A 19,060-nucleotide genomic window follows, 5' to 3' on the forward strand; every position below is an offset into this window, starting at 1 on the left:
GCCCGGAACGATCACGTCCCGCCAACACGACCCCACCCCCGCGAAGGCCGGGGTATGGGCAACGTCTAAAGTGGCGTGGTACGCGCGAGCCTTTACCGCCACTTCACACGGGGAGGCTTGCTGGGATGTCTCTGTCAGGGGTGTTCGTGACGGCCGTTGAATCCCGTCCAGCGGGGGTGCTAGGGGAGCGCCCGACCCACCGGCCGTTCGGGGCCCGTGTCAAGGCGTTCGTGGCGCTGACCAAGCCGCGGATCATCGAGCTGCTGCTCATCACCACCGTCCCGGTGATGTTCCTGGCGCAGCAGGGGGTGCCCGACCTCAAGCTGGTGCTGCTCACCTGCCTGGGCGGCTACCTGTCCGCCGGCGGCGCCAACGCGCTCAACATGTACATCGACCGCGACATCGACGCGCTGATGGACCGCACGTCGCAGCGTCCGCTGGTCACCGGCATGGTGAGCCCCCCGGAGTGCCTGGCCTTCGGCATCACCCTGGCGGTGGTCTCGACGCTGCTGTTCGGCCTCACCGTGAACTGGCTCAGCGCCTGGCTCTCCCTCGGCGCGCTCCTCTTCTACGTGGTCGTCTACACGATGATCCTCAAGCGCCGCACCGCGCAGAACATCGTGTGGGGCGGCATCGCCGGCTGCATGCCGGTGCTGATCGGCTGGACGGCGGTGAAGGACTCGCTGTCCTGGGCGCCGGTCATCCTCTTCCTGGTCATCTTCTTCTGGACGCCGCCGCACTACTGGCCGCTGTCGATGAAGGTCAAGGAGGACTACGCCCGCGTGGGCGTGCCGATGCTGCCGGTCGTCGCCTCCAACAAGGTCGTCGCGAAGCAGATCGTGCTCTACAGCTGGGTGATGGTGGCGGTCTCGCTGCTGCTGACCCCGCTGGGCTACACCGGCTGGTTCTACACGGCGGTGGCACTGGCCTCCGGCGGCTGGTGGCTGTGGGAGGCGCACGCGCTGCAGAACCGGGCGAAGGCCGAGGTGACGGGCGCGAAGCTGAAGGAGATGCGACTGTTCCACTGGTCCATCACGTACGTCTCGCTGCTGTTCGTGGCGGTGGCGGTGGATCCCTTCCTGCGGTAAACGCGGCATTGAGGACATTTCGGGCGGGGTGCGTGGTGTATGCCACGCACCCCGCCCGTCGCCGTTCGATCTACCGCTGAGTAGCATCCTGACCATGGCAGACACGCAGCAGGTTGACGCGAAGGCCGAGCGCACGGCGGACAAGCTCGCCCGGCGGATCAGCGCCTTCTCCAAGGCGCACGGCGGCGCCGAGGGCCAGGTGGCCTACATCGGCGAGCGCGGCGCGCGGATCGTCCTGGTGGGCGAGGACGGCGGCTGGGGCGACCTGGTGGCCCCCTCCTACGAGATCGCCGAGAAGGCCGTGGAGAAGTCCGGCATCCCGGCCCACGAGTCCTTCGACGGCGAGTTCGCGGCCAAGGTGAAGACCGGGTCGTACGAGTGGAAGCGGATGGCCGGCATTCAGATCGGCGGCTGAGCATCACCTCGCCCCCGGTTCACCCGTTAGGACGGGTAAGACCCGCGTCCTACGGGGAGCCGGAATGATCGAAACGCCGTCCCTGGTGGACCAGTACTGCCACGGCGTACTGAGAACGGAGCTGGGCCTCGGCACCTTCGAGGCCCAGCTGGCCCGCACCGAGGGACCACCCGCGCCCGGCACCACCCTCTTCGACACCCAGACCGGCTTCGCCGTACGCCGCTGGTGTCCGCCCCTGCTCGGCCTGGAACCGCACTGCCCGCCGGCCCGCTATCTCGCCCGCCGCCGTGAGCTGGGCGTGCTGGAGGCCGGCCGTCGGCTGCTGCGCGGCAGCGGCATCACCACGTACCTCGTCGACACGGGGCTGCCCGGCGACCTGACCGGCCCTGCCGAGATGGCCACGGCCGGGGACGCCGACGCCCACGAGATCGTGCGTCTCGAGCTGCTCGCGGAGCAGGTCGCCGACACCTCCGGGACCGTGGAGTCCTTCCTGGCCAACCTCGCCGAGTCGGTGCACGGCGCCGCCGCGCACGCCGTCGCCTTCACCTCCGTGGCAGGGGTACGGCACGGTCTCGCACTCGCGCCGGAACCGCCCGGCCCGGGGCAGGTGCGCGGCGCCGCCGGGCGCTGGCTGGCCGGGCGCCGGGCCGGGGGCGAGCTGAGCGACCCGGTGCTGTTACGGCACCTGCTGTGGATCGCGGTGGCCTCCGGGCTGCCGCTCCAGCTGCACGCGGGGCTCGGGGAGCCGGGGCAGCGCACCGACCGCACCGATCCGGTGCTGCTGACGGACTTCGTCCGGGCGACCGCGGGCCTCGGCACCGACCTGATCCTGCTGCACGGCTACCCCTACCACCGGCACGCCGCCCACCTCGCCGGTGTCTTCCCGCACGTCTACGCCGACGCGGGCGCCGCGCTGGTGCGCACCGGTGCCCGCGCGGCGAGTGTGCTCGCCGAGGTGCTGGAACTGGCACCCTTCGGCAAGATCCTCTTCTCCAGCGGAGCCCGGGGGCTGCCGGAGCTGCACGTGGTCGCGGCCCGCCTGTTCCGCGACGCCCTCGCCCGCGTACTGGGCGGCTGGGTCACCGAGGGTGCCTGGTCCCTGGAGGACGCCCAACGGGTGGCGGTCATGCTGGCGTCGGGGAACGCACGGCGGGTGTACGGGCTGGGGTGACCCGCCCCGGCCACGAGCCGGGGTGAGCCGGAAGTCTCAGGCCTTGGCGAGCTTCGCCTCGGCCGACGGCCCGGGCAGGTCCGCATTCGCGGCCTCCGGGCGCTCCCGCAGGGCCAGCAGGACCCGCAGCACCCCGATCCACACCAGCGCCGAGCCGAGCATGTGCAGGGCGACCAGCAGCTCCGGGAGCTTGGTGAAGTACTGGACGTAGCCGATCACACCCTGCGCCAGCAGGATCAGGAACAGATCCCGCGTCCGCGCCGGCGGGCCCTTGGGCGCGTCGACCGCCTTGAGCACGAACCACAGCGCGAAGGTCAGCGTGACCACGATCCACGCCAGGACGGCGTGCAGCTTGGCGACGGCCTCCCAGTCCACGGGGATGCGGTCCACCTCGCTGGAGTCACCCGCGTGCGGACCGGCGCCGGTCACGACCGTGCCCACCGCGATCAGCAGCACGGAGGCGACCACCAGGAACCACACCAGCTGCTGGACGGACTTGCCGACCAGCGGCCGGGGCGCCCCGTCGCCCTCACGGGTGCGCTGCCACATCACCGTCGCCACCGCGATGAGCGCGGTGGAGAGCAGGAAGTGTGCCGCGACCGTGTACGGGTTGAGGCCGACGAGCACGACGATGCCGCCGAGCACGGCGTTGCCCATGACGATCCAGAACTGGGCCCAGCCCAGCCGGGTCAGGCCACGCCGCCACGGCTTCTGGGCACGGGCGGCGATGATCGCCCAGCCGACGGCGGCGCACAGCACGTACGTCAGCATGCGGTTGCCGAACTCGATGGCGCCGTGGAAGCCCATCGCGCTGGTCGCGGTGAGCGAGTCGTCGGTGCACTTGGGCCAGGTGGGGCAGCCGAGTCCGGAGCTGGTCAGCCGGACGGCACCGCCGGTGACCACGATGATCACGGCCATCACGAGGGCGGACAGGGCCGCCCGCTGGACCGTCCTCGGGGTCGGCGTCCAGCGTGCGGCGATGAAGGCGAGCGGGTTGCGCACGGCCGCGGTGGCGTCGGCGCGGGTCAGCTTGGGCACGGGCTCCATGGTAGGCGCCTGCTTGTGCACGCTTTCACGAGGGTCCATCGCGACCTACTCCCAGCGGAAGAACTTCCCCGCGGCCGCGAGCCCCACGACCGCCCACACGGCGAGGATCCCGAGGTCGCCCCAGGGCATGCCGGCACCGTGCTGGAGCACGTCCCGCAGGCCGTCGGACAGGGCGGAGACGGGCAGCAGCGCCAGCACGTCCTGGACGCCGGAGGGGAACTTGTCCAACGGCACGATCACGCCGCCGCCGACGAGCAGCAGCAGGAAGACGAGGTTGGCGGCGGCCAGCGTGGCCTCGGCCTTGAGTGTGCCGGCCATCAGCAGGCCGAGCCCGGAGAAGGCGGCCGTGCCGACGATCAGCAGGAGCAGCACGGCGAACGGGTTGCCGTGCGGCGACCAGCCCAGCGCGAACGCGATCGCCGTCAGCAGGATCACCTGGAGCACCTCGGTGACCAGCACGGACGCCGTCTTCGCGGTCATCAGCGCCCAGCGGGGCAGCGGCGAGGACGCCAGCCGCTTCAGGACGCCGTAGCGCCGTTCGAAGCCCGTCGCGATGGCCTGCCCGGTGAACGCCGTCGACATCACGGCGAGGGCCAGGATGCCGGGGGCGAGGAAGTCGACGGCCTTGCCCGCGCCGGTGTCGACGATGTCGACGGAGCTGAAGAGCGCCAGCAGCAGGGTGGGGATGATCACGGTGAGCAGCAGCTGTTCGCCGTTGCGCAGCAGCATGCGGGTCTCCAGCGCCGCCTGGGCCGCGATCATGCGGGACAGCGGCGCCGCCCCGGGGTTCGGGGCGTAGGTGCCGGTGGCGGTCACGAGCGCAGCTCCTTGCCGGTCGGTTCCAGGCTGTGCCGTCCCGGGGGGCGACCCCCGGACCCCCGGCCGGTCTCGGTGGTGACCGCAGTCATGCGCGCAGCTCCTTGCCCGTGAGCTCCAGGAAAACGTCTTCGAGGGTGTGCCGCTCGACGGAGATCTTGTCCGGCATCACTCCGTGCTGGGCGCACCAGGAGGTGACGGTGGCCAGCAGTTGCGGGTCGACCTTGCCGTTCACCCGGTACGAGCCGGGGGTCAGCTCGGCGGCCGAGCAGTCGGCCGGGAGAGCCTTGAGCAGGGAGGCGACGTCGAGGCCGGGGCGGCCGGAGAAGCGCAGGGTGTTCTCGGCGCCGCCGCGGCACAGCTCCTCCGGGGAGCCCTGCGCGATCACCTTGCCGGCGTCGATGATCGCGACGTCGTCGGCGAGCTGCTCGGCCTCGTCCATGTGGTGCGTGGTGAGGATCACGGAGACGCCGTCGGCGCGCAGGTCGCGCACGAGGTCCCAGGTGGCCCGGCGGGCCTGCGGGTCGAGACCGGCGGTCGGCTCGTCCAGGAAGACCAGCTCGGGGCGGCCGACGACGGCCATGGCGAGCGCGAGCCGCTGCTGCTGGCCGCCGGACAGTCGCCGGTAACCCGTCCGGCCGCAGGAGCCGAGGCCGAGCCGTTCGATGAGCGCGTCCACGTCCAGCGGGTGGGCGTGCAGCTTGGCCATGTGCCGCAGCATCTCGTCGGCGCGCGCGCCGGAGTAGACGCCGCCGGACTGGAGCATCACGCCGATCCGGGGCCGCAGGGCGGCGGAGTCTCCGACCGGGTCGAGCCCCAGGACACGCACCGTGCCGGCGTCCGGCTTCCGGTACCCCTCGCAGGTCTCGACCGTGGTCGTCTTCCCGGCGCCGTTGGGACCGAGGACGGCGGTCACGCCTGCCCGGGCCACCAGGTCGAGGCCGTCCACCGCGGTCTTCGTGCCGTACCGCTTCACCAGGGCCTGGACCTCGATAAGCGGGTGTGACGCGAAGCGTCTCCGGGAGGGGTGGTGGTCGGGAGACGGGTGGGCGGGCTCATCTCGCATGGCACCCGAGTCTAGGGAGCCGGGAACGCCCGCGGACGCGCGGGTGCCGAACTGCCCTCTCGCCCTGCCGTCTCACCCGGGCCGGCGGGGGATCTCCTCCTCGCGCGGCCGGTGGATCGCCAGCCAGCGTTCCGCGTAGGCGACCGCGTCCGCGACCGGGAACAGGCGGGCCTCGGCCGCGCCGACCCGCCCGCGCACGACCGGGCGGTCCCGTTCGAAGTCGTGGCCGAGTTCGTCGAAACGGTCGGAGGTGATGGACACCTCGATCACCGTCTCCCAGCCCTCGCCCGGCGCGGGGCGGCCGACCTCGGTCAGGGGGGAGGGGATGCGGTACTCGGCGAGGTGGAAGGCGGTGCAGGAGTCGTAGCCCGCGCCGAGCAGGAGCACCCGCGCGCCGAGCCGCTCCAGCTTCGCCAGCGGGCTGTTCTCCCCGAGCCGGCAGTCGGGCGCGTGGCCCCCGGTGATCTCCGCCGCCCGCGGGCCCACCGCCGCGAACGACGTCTGCGGGTGGGCGCTGCGCAGTGCGCCGGGCCAGGTGCGGACGGTCTCCGGGATCACACCGACCCCTCGGCTGGGGGTCACCAGCGGGTCGTAGGACGGCATCGTGGCGCGGATGGTGTCCCACCACTCGCGGGGCACCGGCGGACTGCTCCACAGGGCCGGGTCGGACAGGTCGCCGCTCTGGGTGGGGACCACGAGCGTGCCGGTGGGGCCGAGGGCGTCGAGCAGCCCCCGCACCGCCGCGACCGGGCCGCCGTTCACCCAGCCGAGGGAACTGAGGGAGGAGTGGACGAGGAGCGTCTCGCCGGGCTCCACGCCCAGGTGCCGCAGCTGTGTGGCCAGTGTGTCCCGTGTGACCAGTGGGCCGGTCGGAGGCGGTGTCGGCATGGGTCCGCAGTCTTGCCCATGACCTGGGCGGACGCCACCCGTTTGATCGATCAAAGATCGTTTCCGCAGGTCACATTAGGTATGCCTAAGTGACGCAGGGCACCATCCGCCCGTTCGGACGCCGCTTGTCACGCTCCGAGGAATTACGCAACAATGGCGTTGTGAAAAACGTCGGCGAGGCTCGGGAGACCCCCACGGGGACCCCGCAGGAGGAGTTCGCGACCGGGGAGCGCTCCACGCGCAACCGGGTCGCGCGGTCGATCCTGGACCACGGCCCGTCGACCGTCGCCGAGCTGGCCGCCCGGCTGGGCCTGACCCAGGCCGCGGTACGACGCCACCTGGACGCGCTCGTCGCCGACGACGTCGTGGAGGCACGCGAGCAGCGCGTGTACGGCACGCGCACGCGCGGGCGCCCCGCGAAGGTCTTCGCGCTCACCGACTGCGGCCGGGACGCCTTCGACCAGTCCTACGACAAGCTCGCCGCCGACGCCCTGCGCTGGATCGCGCAGCAGGAGGGCGGCCGCGACGCCGTCGCCGCGTTCGCCCGGGCCAGGATCGCCGCGCAGGCCGGCGCCTACCGCGAGGCGGTCGAGGCAGCGGCCCCGGAGAAGCGGACCGAAGCGCTGGCCAAGGCCCTGAGCGGCGACGGGTACGCTGCTACCGCGCGGAGCGCGCCCGTCGGCGAGCAGCTGTGTCAGCACCACTGCCCGGTCGCCCACGTCGCCGAGCAGTTCCCGCAGCTGTGCGAGGCCGAGACGGAATTTTTCGCCGAGCTCCTCGGTACGCATGTGCAGCGGCTCGCGACGATCGCCCACGGCGACGGCGTCTGCACGACGTTCATCCCCAGGAACGACCCCACGATTTCCCCTAACGCATCTGCAAGCACGGCCGGGAGGAACCCCGCATGACTCTCCCCACGGAGACTGCCCACCCTGAGCTCGAGGGCCTGGGCAAGTACGAATACGGCTGGGCCGACCGCGACGAGGCCGGTGCGTCGGCGAAGCGTGGTCTGAACGAGGACGTCGTCCGTGACATCTCGTCCAAGAAGGACGAGCCGGAGTGGATGACGAAGCTTCGCCTCAAGGGCCTCAGGCTCTTCGAGAAGAAGCCCATGCCGAACTGGGGCTCGGACCTGTCGGGGATCGACTTCGACAACATCAAGTACTTCGTGCGCTCCACGGAGAAGCAGGCGGAGTCCTGGGAGGACCTGCCCGAGGACATCAAGAACACCTACGACAAGCTGGGCATCCCGGAGGCCGAGAAGAAGCGCCTCGTCGCCGGTGTCGCCGCCCAGTACGAGTCGGAGGTCGTCTACCACCAGATCCGCGAGGACCTGGAGGAGCAGGGCGTCATCTTCCTCGACACCGACACCGCCCTGAAGGAGCACCCGGAGCTCTTCAAGGAGTACTTCGGCACGGTGATCCCGGTCGGGGACAACAAGTTCGCGTCGCTGAACAGCGCCGTGTGGTCCGGCGGCTCCTTCATCTACGTGCCGAAGGGCGTGCACGTGGAGATCCCGCTCCAGGCCTACTTCCGGATCAACACCGAGAACATGGGCCAGTTCGAGCGGACCCTGATCATCGTCGACGAGGGCGCCTACGTGCACTACGTCGAGGGTTGTACGGCCCCGATCTACAAGTCGGACTCGCTGCACTCCGCGGTCGTCGAGATCATCGTCAAGAAGAACGCCCGCTGCCGCTACACGACCATCCAGAACTGGTCGAACAACGTCTACAACCTGGTCACCAAGCGCGCCGTGGCCTACGAGGGCGCGACCATGGAGTGGGTCGACGGCAACATCGGCTCCAAGGTGACGATGAAGTACCCGGCCGTCTACCTGATGGGTGAGCACGCCAAGGGCGAGACCCTGTCCATCGCCTTCGCCGGCGAGGGCCAGCACCAGGACGCCGGCGCCAAGATGGTCCACATGGCGCCGAACACCTCGTCCAACATCGTCTCCAAGTCGGTGGCGCGCGGTGGCGGCCGTACGTCCTACCGCGGTCTGATCGAGATCGGTGAGGGCGCCGCCGGGTCGAAGTCCAACGTGCTGTGCGACGCGCTGCTCGTGGACACGATCTCCCGGTCGGACACGTACCCCTACGTCGACGTCCGCGAGGACGACGTCTCCATGGGCCACGAGGCCACCGTCTCCAAGGTCTCCGAGGACCAGCTCTTCTACCTGATGAGCCGTGGCCTCGCCGAGGACGAGGCGATGGCGATGATCGTGCGCGGCTTCGTCGAGCCGATCGCCAAGGAGCTGCCCATGGAGTACGCGCTGGAGCTCAACCGGCTGATCGAGCTGCAGATGGAGGGCGCGGTCGGCTGACCGCCGCCGCCCCTGACCATCAAGCCCTACACGTAACGGAAAGCGAGCACTACGACAGCCATGGCTGAGGCCCAGAACATCCCCGTGGGGTCGACGACCTCCGGCGCCATCGCGGTGGCCGGGGAGTCCACCGTCGCCACCCGCATGAGCGCCCCGCCCTCCTTCGACGTCGCGGACTTCCCGGTCCCGCACGGCCGTGAGGAGGAGTGGCGGTTCACCCCGCTGGAGCGCCTGCGCGGGCTGCACGACGGCACCGCCACCGCCACCGGCGACGGTGTGAAGGTCGACGTGCAGGCCCCCGAGGGCGTCACCGTCGAGACCGTCGGCCGCGACGACGCGCGGCTCGGCAAGGCGGGCACGCCGGTGGACCGCGTCGCCGCCCAGGCGTACTCGTCCTTCGAGAAGGCCTCGGTCGTGACCGTGCCCAAGGAGACCGTCCTCACCGAGCCGATCCGCATCGCGGTGCACGGTGAGGGCGGCACCGCCTTCGGTCACCAGGTCATCGAGCTGGGCGCGTTCGCCGAGGCCGTCGTGGTCATCGACCACACCGGTGACGCGGTGCTCGCCGCCAACGTCGACTACCTCCTCGGTGACGGCGCCAAGCTGACCGTCGTCTCCGTGCAGGACTGGGACGACAAGGCCGTGCACGTGGCCCAGCACAACGCCCTCGTCGGCCGCGACGCCTCCTTCAAGTCGGTCGTCGTCACCTTCGGCGGCGACGTCGTCCGTCTGCACCCGCGCGTGACCTACGCCGGCCCCGGCGGCGAGGCCGAGCTGTTCGGCCTGTACTTCACCGACGCCGGCCAGCACCAGGAGCACCGCCTGCTGGTCGACCACAACGTGCCGCACTGCAAGTCCAACGCCGTCTACAAGGGCGCGCTCCAGGGCGACGACGCGCACGCGGTGTGGATCGGCGACGTGCTCATCGAGGCCAGGGCCGAGGGCACGGACACGTACGAGATGAACCGCAACCTGGTCCTCACCGACGGCGCCCGGGTCGACTCCGTGCCGAACCTGGAGATCGAGACCGGCGAGATCGTCGGCGCCGGCCATGCCTCCGCCACCGGCCGCTTCGACGACGAGCAGCTCTTCTACCTGATGGCGCGCGGCATCCCGGAGCACGAGGCCCGCCGCCTGGTCGTGCGCGGCTTCTTCGCCGAGCTGGTCCAGCAGATCGGCGTCGCGGACATCGAGGAGCGCCTGATCGCGAAGATCGAGCAGGAGCTGGAGGCCGCGGTCGCATGACCTTCGTACGCGCCTGCGGCGTCAGCGAGCTGGAGGAGGACACCCCGAAACGGGTGGAACTCGACGGCACGCCCCTGTCCATCGTGCGGACCGAGGGCGACGTCTACGCGATCCACGACATCTGCTCGCACGCGAACGTCTCCCTCTCCGAGGGAGAGGTCGACGACTGCCACATCGAGTGCTGGTTGCACGGCTCGCGCTTCGACCTGCGCTCCGGCAAGCCCGACAGTCTTCCGGCGACGCGTCCCGTCCCCGTATACCCCGTAAAGATCGAAGGGGACGACGTGCTCGTCTCCCTCTCCCAGGAGTCCTGAGGCACCCATGGCAACGCTTGAAATCCGAGACCTGCACGTCACCGTCGAGGTCGAGAACGGCACGAAGGAAATCCTCAAGGGTGTCGACCTCACCGTGAAGCAGGGCGAGACGCACGCCATCATGGGCCCCAACGGCTCGGGCAAGTCGACCCTCGCCTACTCGCTCGCGGGTCACCCGAAGTACACGATCACCGGCGGCACCGTCACCCTCGACGGCGAGGACGTCCTGGAGATGTCCGTCGACGAGCGCGCCCGCGCGGGCCTGTTCCTGGCGATGCAGTACCCGGTCGAGGTTCCCGGCGTCTCGGTCTCCAACTTCCTGCGCACCTCCGCCACCGCGATGCGCGGCGAGGCCCCGAAGCTGCGCACCTGGGTGAAGGAGGTCAAGGAGGCCATGGAGCGCCTCAACATGGACCCCTCCTTCGCCGAGCGCAACGTCAACGAGGGCTTCTCCGGCGGTGAGAAGAAGCGCCACGAGATCCTCCAGCTCGAGCTGCTCAAGCCGAAGGTCGCGATCCTCGACGAGACCGACTCCGGCCTGGACGTCGACGCTCTGCGGATCGTGTCCGAGGGCGTCAACCGCGTCCGCGAGACGGGCGAGGTCGGCACCCTGCTGATCACGCACTACACGCGCATCCTGCGCTACATCAAGCCGGACCACGTCCACGTGTTCGCCGGCGGCCGCATCGTCGAGTCCGGCGGCGCCGAGCTCGCCGATCAGCTCGAGGCCGAGGGCTACGACAAGTACGTGAAGGGTGGCGCATCCGCGTGACACAGCTGCCGGGCCTCCTCGACACCGAGGCGCTCCGTAAGGACTTCCCGATCCTGGACCGGGTGATCCACGACGGCAAGAAGCTGGTGTACCTGGACAACGCGGCGACCTCCCAGACGCCGCGCCAGGTCCTCGACGTACTCGCCGAGTACTACGAGCAGCACAACGCCAACGTCCACCGAGGCGTGCACGTCCTCGCCGAGGAGGCCACGGCGCTCTACGAGGGTGCGCGTGACAAGGTCGCGGAGTTCATCAACGCGCCGAGTCGCGACGAGGTGATCTTCACCAAGAACGCCTCCGAGTCGCTCAACCTCGTGGCCAACATGCTCGGCTGGGCCGACGAGCCCTACCGGGTGGACCACGAGACCGAGATCGTCATCACGGAGATGGAGCACCACTCCAACATCGTGCCGTGGCAGCTGCTGGCGCAGCGCACGGGCGCGAAGCTGAAGTGGTTCGGCCTCACCGACGACGGCCGGCTCGACCTGTCCGACATCGACGAGGTCATCACCGAGAAGACGAAGATCGTCTCCTTCGTGCTGGTCTCCAACATCCTGGGCACGCTCAACCCGGTCGAGGCGATCGTGCGCCGCGCCCAGGAGGTCGGCGCCCTCGTGTGCATCGACGCCTCCCAGGCCGCGCCGCACATGCCGCTGGACGTGCAGGCGCTGCAGGCCGACTTCGTGGCCTTCACCGGCCACAAGATGTGCGGCCCGACCGGCATCGGCGTGCTGTGGGGCCGCCAGGAGCTGCTGGAGGACCTGCCCCCCTTCCTCGGCGGCGGCGAGATGATCGAGACCGTCTCGATGCACTCCTCGACGTACGCCCCGGCGCCGCACAAGTTCGAGGCGGGCACGCCCCCGATCGCCCAGGCGGTCGGTCTCGGCGCGGCCATCGATTACCTCAACTCGATCGGCATGGACAAGATCCTCGCCCATGAGCACGCGCTGACCGAGTACGCGGTGCAGCGTCTGACGCAGGTCCCGGACCTCAGGATCATCGGCCCGACCACGGCCGAGGACCGCGGCGCGGCGATCTCGTTCACGCTCGGCGACATCCACCCGCACGACGTGGGCCAGGTCCTGGACGAGCAGGGCATCGCGGTGCGCGTGGGCCACCACTGCGCGCGGCCCGTCTGCCTGCGCTACGGAATTCCTGCGACCACGCGAGCGTCGTTCTATCTGTACTCCACGCCGGCCGAGATCGACGCTCTGGTCGACGGTCTGGAGCACGTACGGAACTTCTTCGGCTGAGGGGCGTGAATTCAAGACCGTGAAGCTGGACTCGATGTACCAGGAAGTCATCCTGGACCACTACAAGAACCCGCACGGGCGGGGCTTGCGGGACGGCGACGCCGAGGTCCACCACGTGAACCCGACGTGCGGCGACGAGATCACGCTCCGCGTGAAGTACGACGGCACCAAGGTCACGGACGTGTCGTACGAGGGCCAGGGCTGCTCCATCAGCCAGGCCAGCGCCTCCGTCCTGAACGAGCTGCTGGTGGGCAAGGAGCTGTCCGAGGCGCAGAAGATCCAGGAGACCTTCCTGGAGCTGATGCAGTCCAAGGGCAAGCTCGAGCCCGACGACGCGATGGAGGACCTCCTGGAGGACGCGGTCGCGTTCGCCGGGGTGTCCAAGTACCCGGCCCGGGTCAAGTGCGCCCTCCTCAGCTGGATGGCGTGGAAGGACGCGACGGCCCAGGCACTGGGTGGCGCCGACGCCGAAAGGAAGACGGCATGAGCGAGACCGCTGAGATGAAGCCGGCCTCGGAGGAGGAACTCCGCGAGGCGCTGTACGACGTCGTCGACCCCGAGCTGGGCATCGACGTCGTCAACCTCGGCCTGATCTACGGCATCCACATCGACGACGCGAACATCGCGACGATCGACATGACCCTGACGTCGGCGGCCTGCCCGCTGACCGATGTCATCGAGGACCAGGCGAAGTCCGCCACGGACGGCCTGGTCAACGAGTTGCGCATCAACTGGGTCTGGATGCCGCCGTGGGGCCCGGACAAGATCACCGACGACGGCCGCGAGCAGTTGCGGGCGCTCGGCTTCAACGTCTGACGGTCACCGGACCGCGAAAGGGCGACACCCTCGGGTGTCGCCCTTTTTCGTGCCTTCTCCCGCCCCGGCGCGGCCGCGTTGTGTACGGTCGTACACATGGGATACCTCACGCTCGTAGCCGCCATCGCCGCCGAGGTGGCCGCGACCACGGCCCTGAAGTACAGCGACGGCTTCAGCCGGCTGTGGCCCTCCGTGCTGACCGCGGTGGGATACGCCCTGTCCTTCGTCCTGCTCGCCCAGACCCTGAAGACGGTGTCGGTCGGCACCGCCTATGCGATCTGGTCCGGGCTGGGCACCGCGAGCATCGCGGCGATCGGGCTCATCTTCTTCGGGGAGGGGCTGGGCCCGGCCAAGATCGCCGGGATCGTGCTGATCATCCTGGGTGTGGCCGTGCTCAATCTCGGCGGCGCCCACTGATGGCCCGCCGGTACGATCCCGAACGCCGGCAGCGGATCATCGACGCGGCTCTCAGGGTCGTCGGTGAGAAGGGGCTGGCCGGCCTGAGTCACCGCAGCGTCGCGGCCGAGGCGGATGTCCCGCTCGGCTCCACGACGTACCACTTCGCGAGCCTGGACGAGCTGATGGTGGCCGCGCTGCGGCAGTCCACCGAGGGCTTCGGCGACCTGCTCGCGGCGCGCGGCGGCGTGACGGACACCCGCACCGACCTGGCCGCCGAACTCGCCGCTCTGCTCGGCGAGTGGCTGGCCGGTGAACGCTCCGGTGTCGAGCTGGAGTACGAGCTCTATCTCGCCGCCCTGCGCCGGCCCGCGCTGCGTCCGGTCGCCGCCGAGTGGGTGAAGAGCCTCGTCGAGCTGCTCGCCCGCCGTACCGACGAGGTCACGGCGCGAGCGCTGGTGGCACTGATGGACGGCATATGCCTGCAGGTGCTGCTCACAGACGCGGTATACGACGAGCGCTACGCCCGTGAGGTGCTGGCGCGCGTCATACCCGGGCGCCCTCCGGTCCGCTGACGGCGGCCTGCGGGGCCGCGCCGGAGGCCCCGGCGTACGTTCCTCGCCGCGTAGCCGCCGGCTCGCTGACGGTGGTCCGCGGGGCCGCGCCCGAGGCCCTCGCGTACGTCGTCGCGGCGTGGCCGCCGGCTCGCTGATGGTGGCGTTCGCGGGGCCGCGTGAGCCCTGGCGTATGTTCCTGGCCGCGTGGCCGCCGGCTCGCTGGCGGCGGTCTGCGGGGCCGCGTGAGGCCCCGGCGTCAGCTCATCCCCGCGTGGCCGCCGGCCCGCTGACGGCGGTCAGTGCCGCCTCCACGCCGCCCGCGATGTCGCTCACCGGGTACTGCACGTGCCGGACGATCCGCTCCCGGTCCACCACCAGCGTCAGACGCTTGAGCCGGCTCGCGCCCGCCGCGCGGAACGTCGGCAGCCGCAGCGCGGTGACCAGGTCCAGGTCGGCGTCCGACAGCAGGCGCTGGCCCAGCTTCTCCTTCTCGGCGAACGCCCGCTGCTCGTCCGGGCGTTGGGCGGACACTCCGTAGACCGTGGCGCCCGCGGCGGTGAAGTCGGCGAGCCGGTCGCGGTAGGTGCAGGACTCCAGGGTGCAGCCGGGCGCACCGGGGATCTCCGACCAGCCCGGCGGATAGGCGTCCGCGCGGGCGTAGGCACCGGGGAAGCAGTACAGCACCGTGAACGGGGTGTCCGCGGCGACCGGGTCGCGGGGTGCGCCGGTGTCGTCGAAGAGGGTCAGCCCTGGGATGCGCGTGCCGAGCAGTTCGTGCACCCGGCGGGCCTCCGCCGATGCCTCCTCGGCCGTGGCCGAGGTGGTGCCGTCGCCCAGCACCCAGGCGTCGCCCCAGTCCTGCAGGGCGACCAGCACGGGCAGCAGGGCGCGGCCGCGCGGGGTGAGCCGGTACTCGTGGCGCACCGGGCGCTGCTGATAGGGGACCCGGGCCAGGACGTCCGCCTCCACGAGCAGCCGCAGCCGTTCGGTGAGCACCTTGCGGGACATGCCCAGCTCGCGCTGGAGCTCGTCGAAGCGGTGCACGCCGCGGGCGGTGTCGCGCACGATCAGCAGGGTCCACCAGTCGCCGACCACGTCCAGCGCCTGGGCGATGGCGCAGGTGGATTCCTCCAGGCTCGTTCTGCGGGCCATGACCCTCCACCTCTTCGTCCACCGGTCGTCGTTGACCCGAGGCTGCCATGCTGACATAGTCAGTTCCCAAAAGAAACTGACTCGGGGGTGGGGCCGGTGCGAGGCCTGAGGGACGTTCCGCGCGCGGTGTGGCTGCTGGCCGCCGGAACCTTCGTGAACATGACCGTGAGCGTCACCTTCGCTTACCTCTTCCTCTATCTGACCGGCCCCCGCGGCCTCGGCCCCGGCCAGGCGGGCCTGCTCGCCGGCGCCGGGGGAGTGGGGCTGCTCGCCGGCAACTTCACGGGCGGCTGGTTCGGGGACCGGTTCGGGCACCGGCCGGCCCTCCTCGTCTCCGCCGCCACGGGCGGGCTGCTGCTGGCCGCCGTCCCCGTGCTGCCGACGCCCGCGCTGTACGCCGCGCTGCCGCTCGCCCAGTACGCCGCCGGGGCGCAGCGTGCCGCCGGCTCCGCGCTGGTCGCGGTGATCGTGCCGGAGGGGGCGCGGCGGCAGGCGTTCGCGGTGATGCGGGCGGCGGGCAACGGAGGGTTCACGGTCGGCCCGCTGCTCGGCGCGCTGGTGGCGACCCGGTGGTCGTACGACTGGCTGTACGTCGCCGACGGGCTCGGAAGTGTGGGGCTGGCGGCCTGGACGGCGCGGGTGATCCCGGCAGCGGTGCGGGTGCGGCGGCGGACGGGGGGCGACATCGTGAAGGCGCCCGCCGGGGAGGGCCTGTGGGCGGCGCTGCGGGCACGCCCGGCGGTCCTGGTGCTGCTCGGGGCGATCGTGGTGGTGGACGTCGTCTACCGGCAGCAGTACACGACCTTCCCCGTCTACCTCGCCGACCACGGTCTGGACACCGGTGTCTACGGCGCCCTGCTCGCCGTCAACGGCGGAGTGCTGCTCTGCCTGGAACTGCCCGCGGCACTCGCCCTGCGCCGCCGCTCACCGCTGCCGGTCGTGGCGGCGGGGCTGCTGCTGGTGGCGGCGGGGTACGGCGCGCTGCTCGCGGGCGCGGGCACCGGGACCGCCGTGGCGATGATGAGCCTGCTGACCCTCGGGGAGCTGCTCTACAAGACCCCCGCCACGGCCTACGTCGCCGACCGCGCCCCGGCGCACGTCCAGGGCCGCTTCCAGTCGCTGTACGCCGGTGCGTCCATCACGGGCGTGGTCCTGGCCGCCCCGCTCGGCGGCGCGCTGTACCAGGCGGCGCCGGGGTGGCTGTGGCCGTGGTGCGCGAGCGCCGCGGCGGTGGCAGCGGTGGCGGTGGTGGCGGGGGGACGGCTGGAACGGGGCCGTGTGCGCCGGGTCGGCGGGGACTTGCCGACGGGGGTGGCGGCGGCCTCGCCGGTGGCCGCCGCGCAGGTCGAGGGGCGGCGCCGCGGTCCGCTGATCTGAGGCCGACCGCCGGTGTGCTGCGGCGGCGTGCGGCTGAAGGGGTCATCCCGGCGAAGTGCCGACTCGGCCCACGGTCCACCGCCCGCCACCTGAGACAACGGCCTGCTGGTTGGCCTCCGTGGCCCCTGGCCGGTTAGGTTGCCCTCATGACCGACTCGACTGCTTCTCGCACCACCGGCGCCGTCGCCGCCGGCCTTGCCACCATCGCCTCCGACGGCACCGTTCTCGACACCTGGTTCCCCGCGCCCGAGCTGGTCGAGCAGCCCGGCCCCGCCGGCACCGAGCGGCTCAGCGCCGAGCAGGCCGCGCAGCTGCTGGGCGGCGGCGCCACCGCGGCGATCGGCCCGGACGCCCGCCGTGGCGTCGAGGTGGTCGCGGTCCGCACGGTCATCGCCTCCCTGGACGAGAAGCCGATCGACGCGCACGACGTCTACCTGCGCCTGCACCTGCTCTCGCACCGCCTGGTCAAGCCGCACGGCCAGAGCCTGGACGGTATCTTCGGCCACCTCGCCAACGTCGCCTGGACCTCGCTCGGCCCGGTCGCCGTGGACGACGTCGAGAAGGTGCGCCTGAACGCCCGCGCCGAGGGCCTGCACCTCCAGGTCACCTCGATCGACAAGTTCCCGCGCATGACGGACTACGTCGCGCCGAAGGGCGTGCGCATCGCCGACGCGGACCGCGTCCGCCTGGGCGCGCACCTCGCCGAGGGCACCACGGTCATGCACGAGGGCTTCGTCAACTTCAACGCCGGCACGCTCGGCACGTCGATGGTCGAGGGCCGCATCTCCGCGGGCGTCGTCATCGGCGACGGCTCGGACATCGGCGGCGGCGCCTCCACGATGGGCACGCTGTCCGGCGGCGGCAACGTGATCATCTCCATCGGCGAGCGCTGCCTGATCGGCGCCGAGGCCGGCGTCGGTATCGCCCTGGGCGACGAGTGCGTGGTCGAGGCGGGCCTCTACGTCACCGCCGGCACCCGCGTCACCATGCCCGACGGCCAGATCGTCAAGGCCCGCGACCTGAACGGCGCCTCCAACATCCTCTTCCGCCGCAACTCCGTGACCGGCGCGGTCGAGGCCCGCCCGAACAACGCGGTCTGGGGCGGCCTGAACGACATTCTGCACAGCCACAACTGAGGCAGCACGCGTGCCCGAGCGCCCTTCCGCCGGTGGGTGGGAGGGCGCTCGTCGTCGTCAGGCGGGGTGGGGGACGATGCTCAGTGCCCGGTAGGCGTAGCCGTCCTGTTCGAAGCCCGGGGCCTCCCAGTGCAGGTCCACGCGTTGGCCCGGTGAGAGGGTGCGGAAGCCTTCCATGGCGATGTGGGAGAAGTGGGCCCAGCAGCCGCCGGGGGTTTCGGGGGAGTCGAGTACGCCCCAGCCTTCCTCGTCGCGCCACTCACGGACGGTCGCAGTCACCATGGGGGAACCCTACGGAACGGGGCAGCCCGTGACGAGGTGGTCGTAGGCCGCCCGCAGGGTGGCCGTCGTATCCGCGTCTGCCGGGCGCAGCGGGGGGCGGGCCGGGCCCGCCGGGAGGTCGAGGGTGGTCAGGAGGGCCTTCGCGGTGACCGTGCCGGGGAGGTCCGCCGACATCATCCGGTCGATCAGGGGCGTCAGGCGGTGCTGGAGCCAGGTCGCCCGTGCCGTGTCGCCCGAGTCGAAGGCGTCCAGGACCGCGCGGATGTGGCGGGGGGCCGCGTTCGCGACCGTGCTGACGCAGCCCGCCGCGCCCACCGCGTACAGGGCGAGGTTGTGCTCGTCGCAGCCGGCGTAGTACGCCAGGTCCGTCGTGGCGAGGACCTTCTGGGTGCCGAGGAAGTCGTAGGAGCAGTCCTTCACCGCGACGATCCGGGGGTGCTCGGCGAGGCGGAGCATCGTCTGGGGTGCGATGCGGGTGCCGGCGCGGGCCGGGATGTCGTACAGCATCACCGGCAGGGCGGTCGCGTCCGCCACCTTTAGGAAGTGAGCCTCGATCGCGTCCTGGGGCGGCCGGCTGTAGTACGGCGTGACCACCAGCACGCCGTCCGCGCCCGCCTTCTCCGCCTCCAGGGCCAGGGCGACGGTGTGCCGGGTGTCCGCGGTGCCGACCCCGGCGACGATCGACGCCCGCTCGCCCACCGCCTCGCGCACCGCGCGGATCAGCTCCGCCTTCTCCGCGTCGCTCGTCGTCGGCGATTCCCCCGTCGTGCCGGAGAGCACCAGGCCCTCGCAGCCCTCCGCCACCAGATGCGCGGCCAGCCGTTGCGCGCCGGCCACGTCGAGGGCGCCCTCCTCGGTGAAGGGCGTGATCATCGCGCACAGTGCGCGGCCGAAGGGAGGGGCCGAGGAGGCTGCGTAGGTCATGGAAGCAGTGTCGGCAGGT

General features: G+C 71.2%; 22 protein-coding genes. 15 read left to right on the forward strand and 7 right to left on the reverse strand.

Going from position 1 to position 19,060, the window contains the following annotated elements; translation table 11 throughout:
* Positions 1 to 125: 125 nt before the first annotated feature.
* The 3 genes from ACZ67Q_RS11690 to ACZ67Q_RS11700 all read left to right on the forward strand — a co-directional run bounded on the left by ACZ67Q_RS11690 (position 126) and on the right by ACZ67Q_RS11700 (position 2,674).
* Positions 126 to 1,088, forward strand: a complete 963-nt coding sequence (locus ACZ67Q_RS11690; RefSeq protein WP_471179726.1) for a heme o synthase — start codon at positions 126 to 128, stop codon at positions 1,086 to 1,088.
* Positions 1,089 to 1,182: 94 nt separating this feature from the next.
* Positions 1,183 to 1,503, forward strand: a complete 321-nt coding sequence (locus ACZ67Q_RS11695) for a hypothetical protein (protein WP_471179728.1) — start codon at positions 1,183 to 1,185, stop codon at positions 1,501 to 1,503.
* 64 nt (positions 1,504 to 1,567) lie between these two features.
* The gene (locus ACZ67Q_RS11700; protein ID WP_471179730.1) at positions 1,568 to 2,674 is read left to right on the forward strand and encodes an amidohydrolase family protein; all 1,107 of its coding nucleotides are present in this window, start codon (positions 1,568 to 1,570) and stop codon (positions 2,672 to 2,674) included.
* 36 nt (positions 2,675 to 2,710) lie between these two features.
* Here ACZ67Q_RS11700 and ACZ67Q_RS11705 read toward each other — a convergent pair whose 3' ends face one another.
* From ACZ67Q_RS11705 to ACZ67Q_RS11720, 4 genes are all read right to left on the reverse strand, one after another.
* The gene (locus ACZ67Q_RS11705; RefSeq protein WP_471179733.1) at positions 2,711 to 3,721 is read right to left on the reverse strand and encodes a COX15/CtaA family protein; all 1,011 of its coding nucleotides are present in this window, start codon (positions 3,719 to 3,721) and stop codon (positions 2,711 to 2,713) included.
* Positions 3,722 to 3,766: 45 nt separating this feature from the next.
* Positions 3,767 to 4,483 (reverse strand): ABC transporter permease, encoded by a 717-nt coding sequence (locus ACZ67Q_RS11710; RefSeq protein ID WP_471180112.1) that lies wholly within the window; start codon positions 4,481 to 4,483, stop codon positions 3,767 to 3,769.
* A 142-nt stretch (positions 4,484 to 4,625) separates the two neighbouring features.
* Positions 4,626 to 5,603 carry an ABC transporter ATP-binding protein gene (locus ACZ67Q_RS11715; protein WP_471179735.1) on the reverse strand — a complete coding sequence of 326 codons (978 nt, stop codon included), beginning with the start codon at positions 5,601 to 5,603 and terminating at the stop codon, positions 4,626 to 4,628.
* Positions 5,604 to 5,675: 72 nt separating this feature from the next.
* Complete coding sequence (locus ACZ67Q_RS11720) at positions 5,676 to 6,491, reverse strand: AAC(3) family N-acetyltransferase (RefSeq protein WP_471179738.1); 816 nt, start codon at positions 6,489 to 6,491, stop codon at positions 5,676 to 5,678.
* Between the two features lie 161 nt (positions 6,492 to 6,652).
* Here ACZ67Q_RS11720 and ACZ67Q_RS11725 point away from each other — a divergent pair, with 161 nt between their 5' ends.
* The 10 genes from ACZ67Q_RS11725 to ACZ67Q_RS11770 all read left to right on the forward strand — a co-directional run bounded on the left by ACZ67Q_RS11725 (position 6,653) and on the right by ACZ67Q_RS11770 (position 14,188).
* Positions 6,653 to 7,399 (forward strand): helix-turn-helix transcriptional regulator, encoded by a 747-nt coding sequence (locus ACZ67Q_RS11725; protein WP_471179741.1) that lies wholly within the window; start codon positions 6,653 to 6,655, stop codon positions 7,397 to 7,399.
* Positions 7,396 to 8,817: a Fe-S cluster assembly protein SufB gene (gene sufB / locus ACZ67Q_RS11730; protein WP_471179743.1), complete on the forward strand. Its 1,422-nt coding sequence runs from the start codon at positions 7,396 to 7,398 to the stop codon at positions 8,815 to 8,817. Before ACZ67Q_RS11725 ends, sufB begins: the two co-directional genes overlap by 4 nt.
* Positions 8,818 to 8,877: 60 nt before the next feature.
* A complete protein-coding gene (gene sufD / locus ACZ67Q_RS11735) occupies positions 8,878 to 10,062 on the forward strand; it encodes a Fe-S cluster assembly protein SufD (protein ID WP_471179746.1) in 1,185 nt (394 codons plus the stop codon).
* Positions 10,059 to 10,376 (forward strand): non-heme iron oxygenase ferredoxin subunit, encoded by a 318-nt coding sequence (locus ACZ67Q_RS11740; RefSeq protein WP_361637575.1) that lies wholly within the window; start codon positions 10,059 to 10,061, stop codon positions 10,374 to 10,376. Before sufD ends, ACZ67Q_RS11740 begins: the two co-directional genes overlap by 4 nt.
* A 7-nt stretch (positions 10,377 to 10,383) precedes the next feature.
* Positions 10,384 to 11,148, forward strand: coding sequence for a Fe-S cluster assembly ATPase SufC (gene sufC, locus ACZ67Q_RS11745; protein WP_361637577.1), 765 nt, complete (start codon positions 10,384 to 10,386; stop codon positions 11,146 to 11,148).
* Positions 11,145 to 12,401, forward strand: a complete 1,257-nt coding sequence (locus tag ACZ67Q_RS11750; RefSeq protein WP_471179751.1) for a cysteine desulfurase — start codon at positions 11,145 to 11,147, stop codon at positions 12,399 to 12,401. The genes sufC and ACZ67Q_RS11750 overlap by 4 nt, the downstream gene beginning before the upstream one ends.
* A 19-nt stretch (positions 12,402 to 12,420) precedes the next feature.
* Positions 12,421 to 12,888: a Fe-S cluster assembly sulfur transfer protein SufU gene (gene sufU, locus ACZ67Q_RS11755; protein WP_471179754.1), complete on the forward strand. Its 468-nt coding sequence runs from the start codon at positions 12,421 to 12,423 to the stop codon at positions 12,886 to 12,888.
* A complete protein-coding gene (locus ACZ67Q_RS11760; protein ID WP_031166063.1) occupies positions 12,885 to 13,217 on the forward strand; it encodes a metal-sulfur cluster assembly factor in 333 nt (110 codons plus the stop codon). The genes sufU and ACZ67Q_RS11760 overlap by 4 nt, the downstream gene beginning before the upstream one ends.
* Positions 13,218 to 13,313: 96 nt before the next feature.
* On the forward strand, positions 13,314 to 13,634 hold the full coding sequence (locus ACZ67Q_RS11765) for a DMT family transporter (protein WP_469809989.1): 321 nt from the start codon (positions 13,314 to 13,316) through the stop codon (positions 13,632 to 13,634).
* On the forward strand, positions 13,634 to 14,188 hold the full coding sequence (locus ACZ67Q_RS11770; RefSeq protein WP_471179759.1) for a TetR/AcrR family transcriptional regulator: 555 nt from the start codon (positions 13,634 to 13,636) through the stop codon (positions 14,186 to 14,188). The genes ACZ67Q_RS11765 and ACZ67Q_RS11770 overlap by 1 nt, the downstream gene beginning before the upstream one ends.
* 243 nt (positions 14,189 to 14,431) lie before the next feature.
* Here ACZ67Q_RS11770 and ACZ67Q_RS11775 read toward each other — a convergent pair whose 3' ends face one another.
* Positions 14,432 to 15,322, reverse strand: a complete 891-nt coding sequence (locus ACZ67Q_RS11775; protein ID WP_471179761.1) for a winged helix-turn-helix transcriptional regulator — start codon at positions 15,320 to 15,322, stop codon at positions 14,432 to 14,434.
* Between the two features lie 87 nt (positions 15,323 to 15,409).
* Between ACZ67Q_RS11775 and ACZ67Q_RS11780 the strand changes: the two genes are divergently transcribed.
* On the forward strand, positions 15,410 to 16,699 hold the full coding sequence (locus ACZ67Q_RS11780) for an MFS transporter (RefSeq protein WP_471179764.1): 1,290 nt from the start codon (positions 15,410 to 15,412) through the stop codon (positions 16,697 to 16,699).
* Positions 16,700 to 16,845: 146 nt separating this feature from the next.
* On the forward strand, positions 16,846 to 17,835 hold the full coding sequence (dapD, locus tag ACZ67Q_RS11785; RefSeq protein ID WP_471179767.1) for a 2,3,4,5-tetrahydropyridine-2,6-dicarboxylate N-succinyltransferase: 990 nt from the start codon (positions 16,846 to 16,848) through the stop codon (positions 17,833 to 17,835).
* A 57-nt stretch (positions 17,836 to 17,892) separates the two neighbouring features.
* Here the strand turns inward: dapD and ACZ67Q_RS11790 are convergent, their stop codons facing one another.
* Positions 17,893 to 18,117, reverse strand: coding sequence for a cold-shock protein (locus ACZ67Q_RS11790; protein ID WP_471179769.1), 225 nt, complete (start codon positions 18,115 to 18,117; stop codon positions 17,893 to 17,895).
* Between the two features lie 9 nt (positions 18,118 to 18,126).
* A complete protein-coding gene (gene dapA, locus ACZ67Q_RS11795) occupies positions 18,127 to 19,041 on the reverse strand; it encodes a 4-hydroxy-tetrahydrodipicolinate synthase (RefSeq protein WP_471179772.1) in 915 nt (304 codons plus the stop codon).
* Positions 19,042 to 19,060 lie beyond the last annotated feature (19 nt).

This window comes from Streptomyces sp. NPDC036813 (assembly GCF_055609245.1).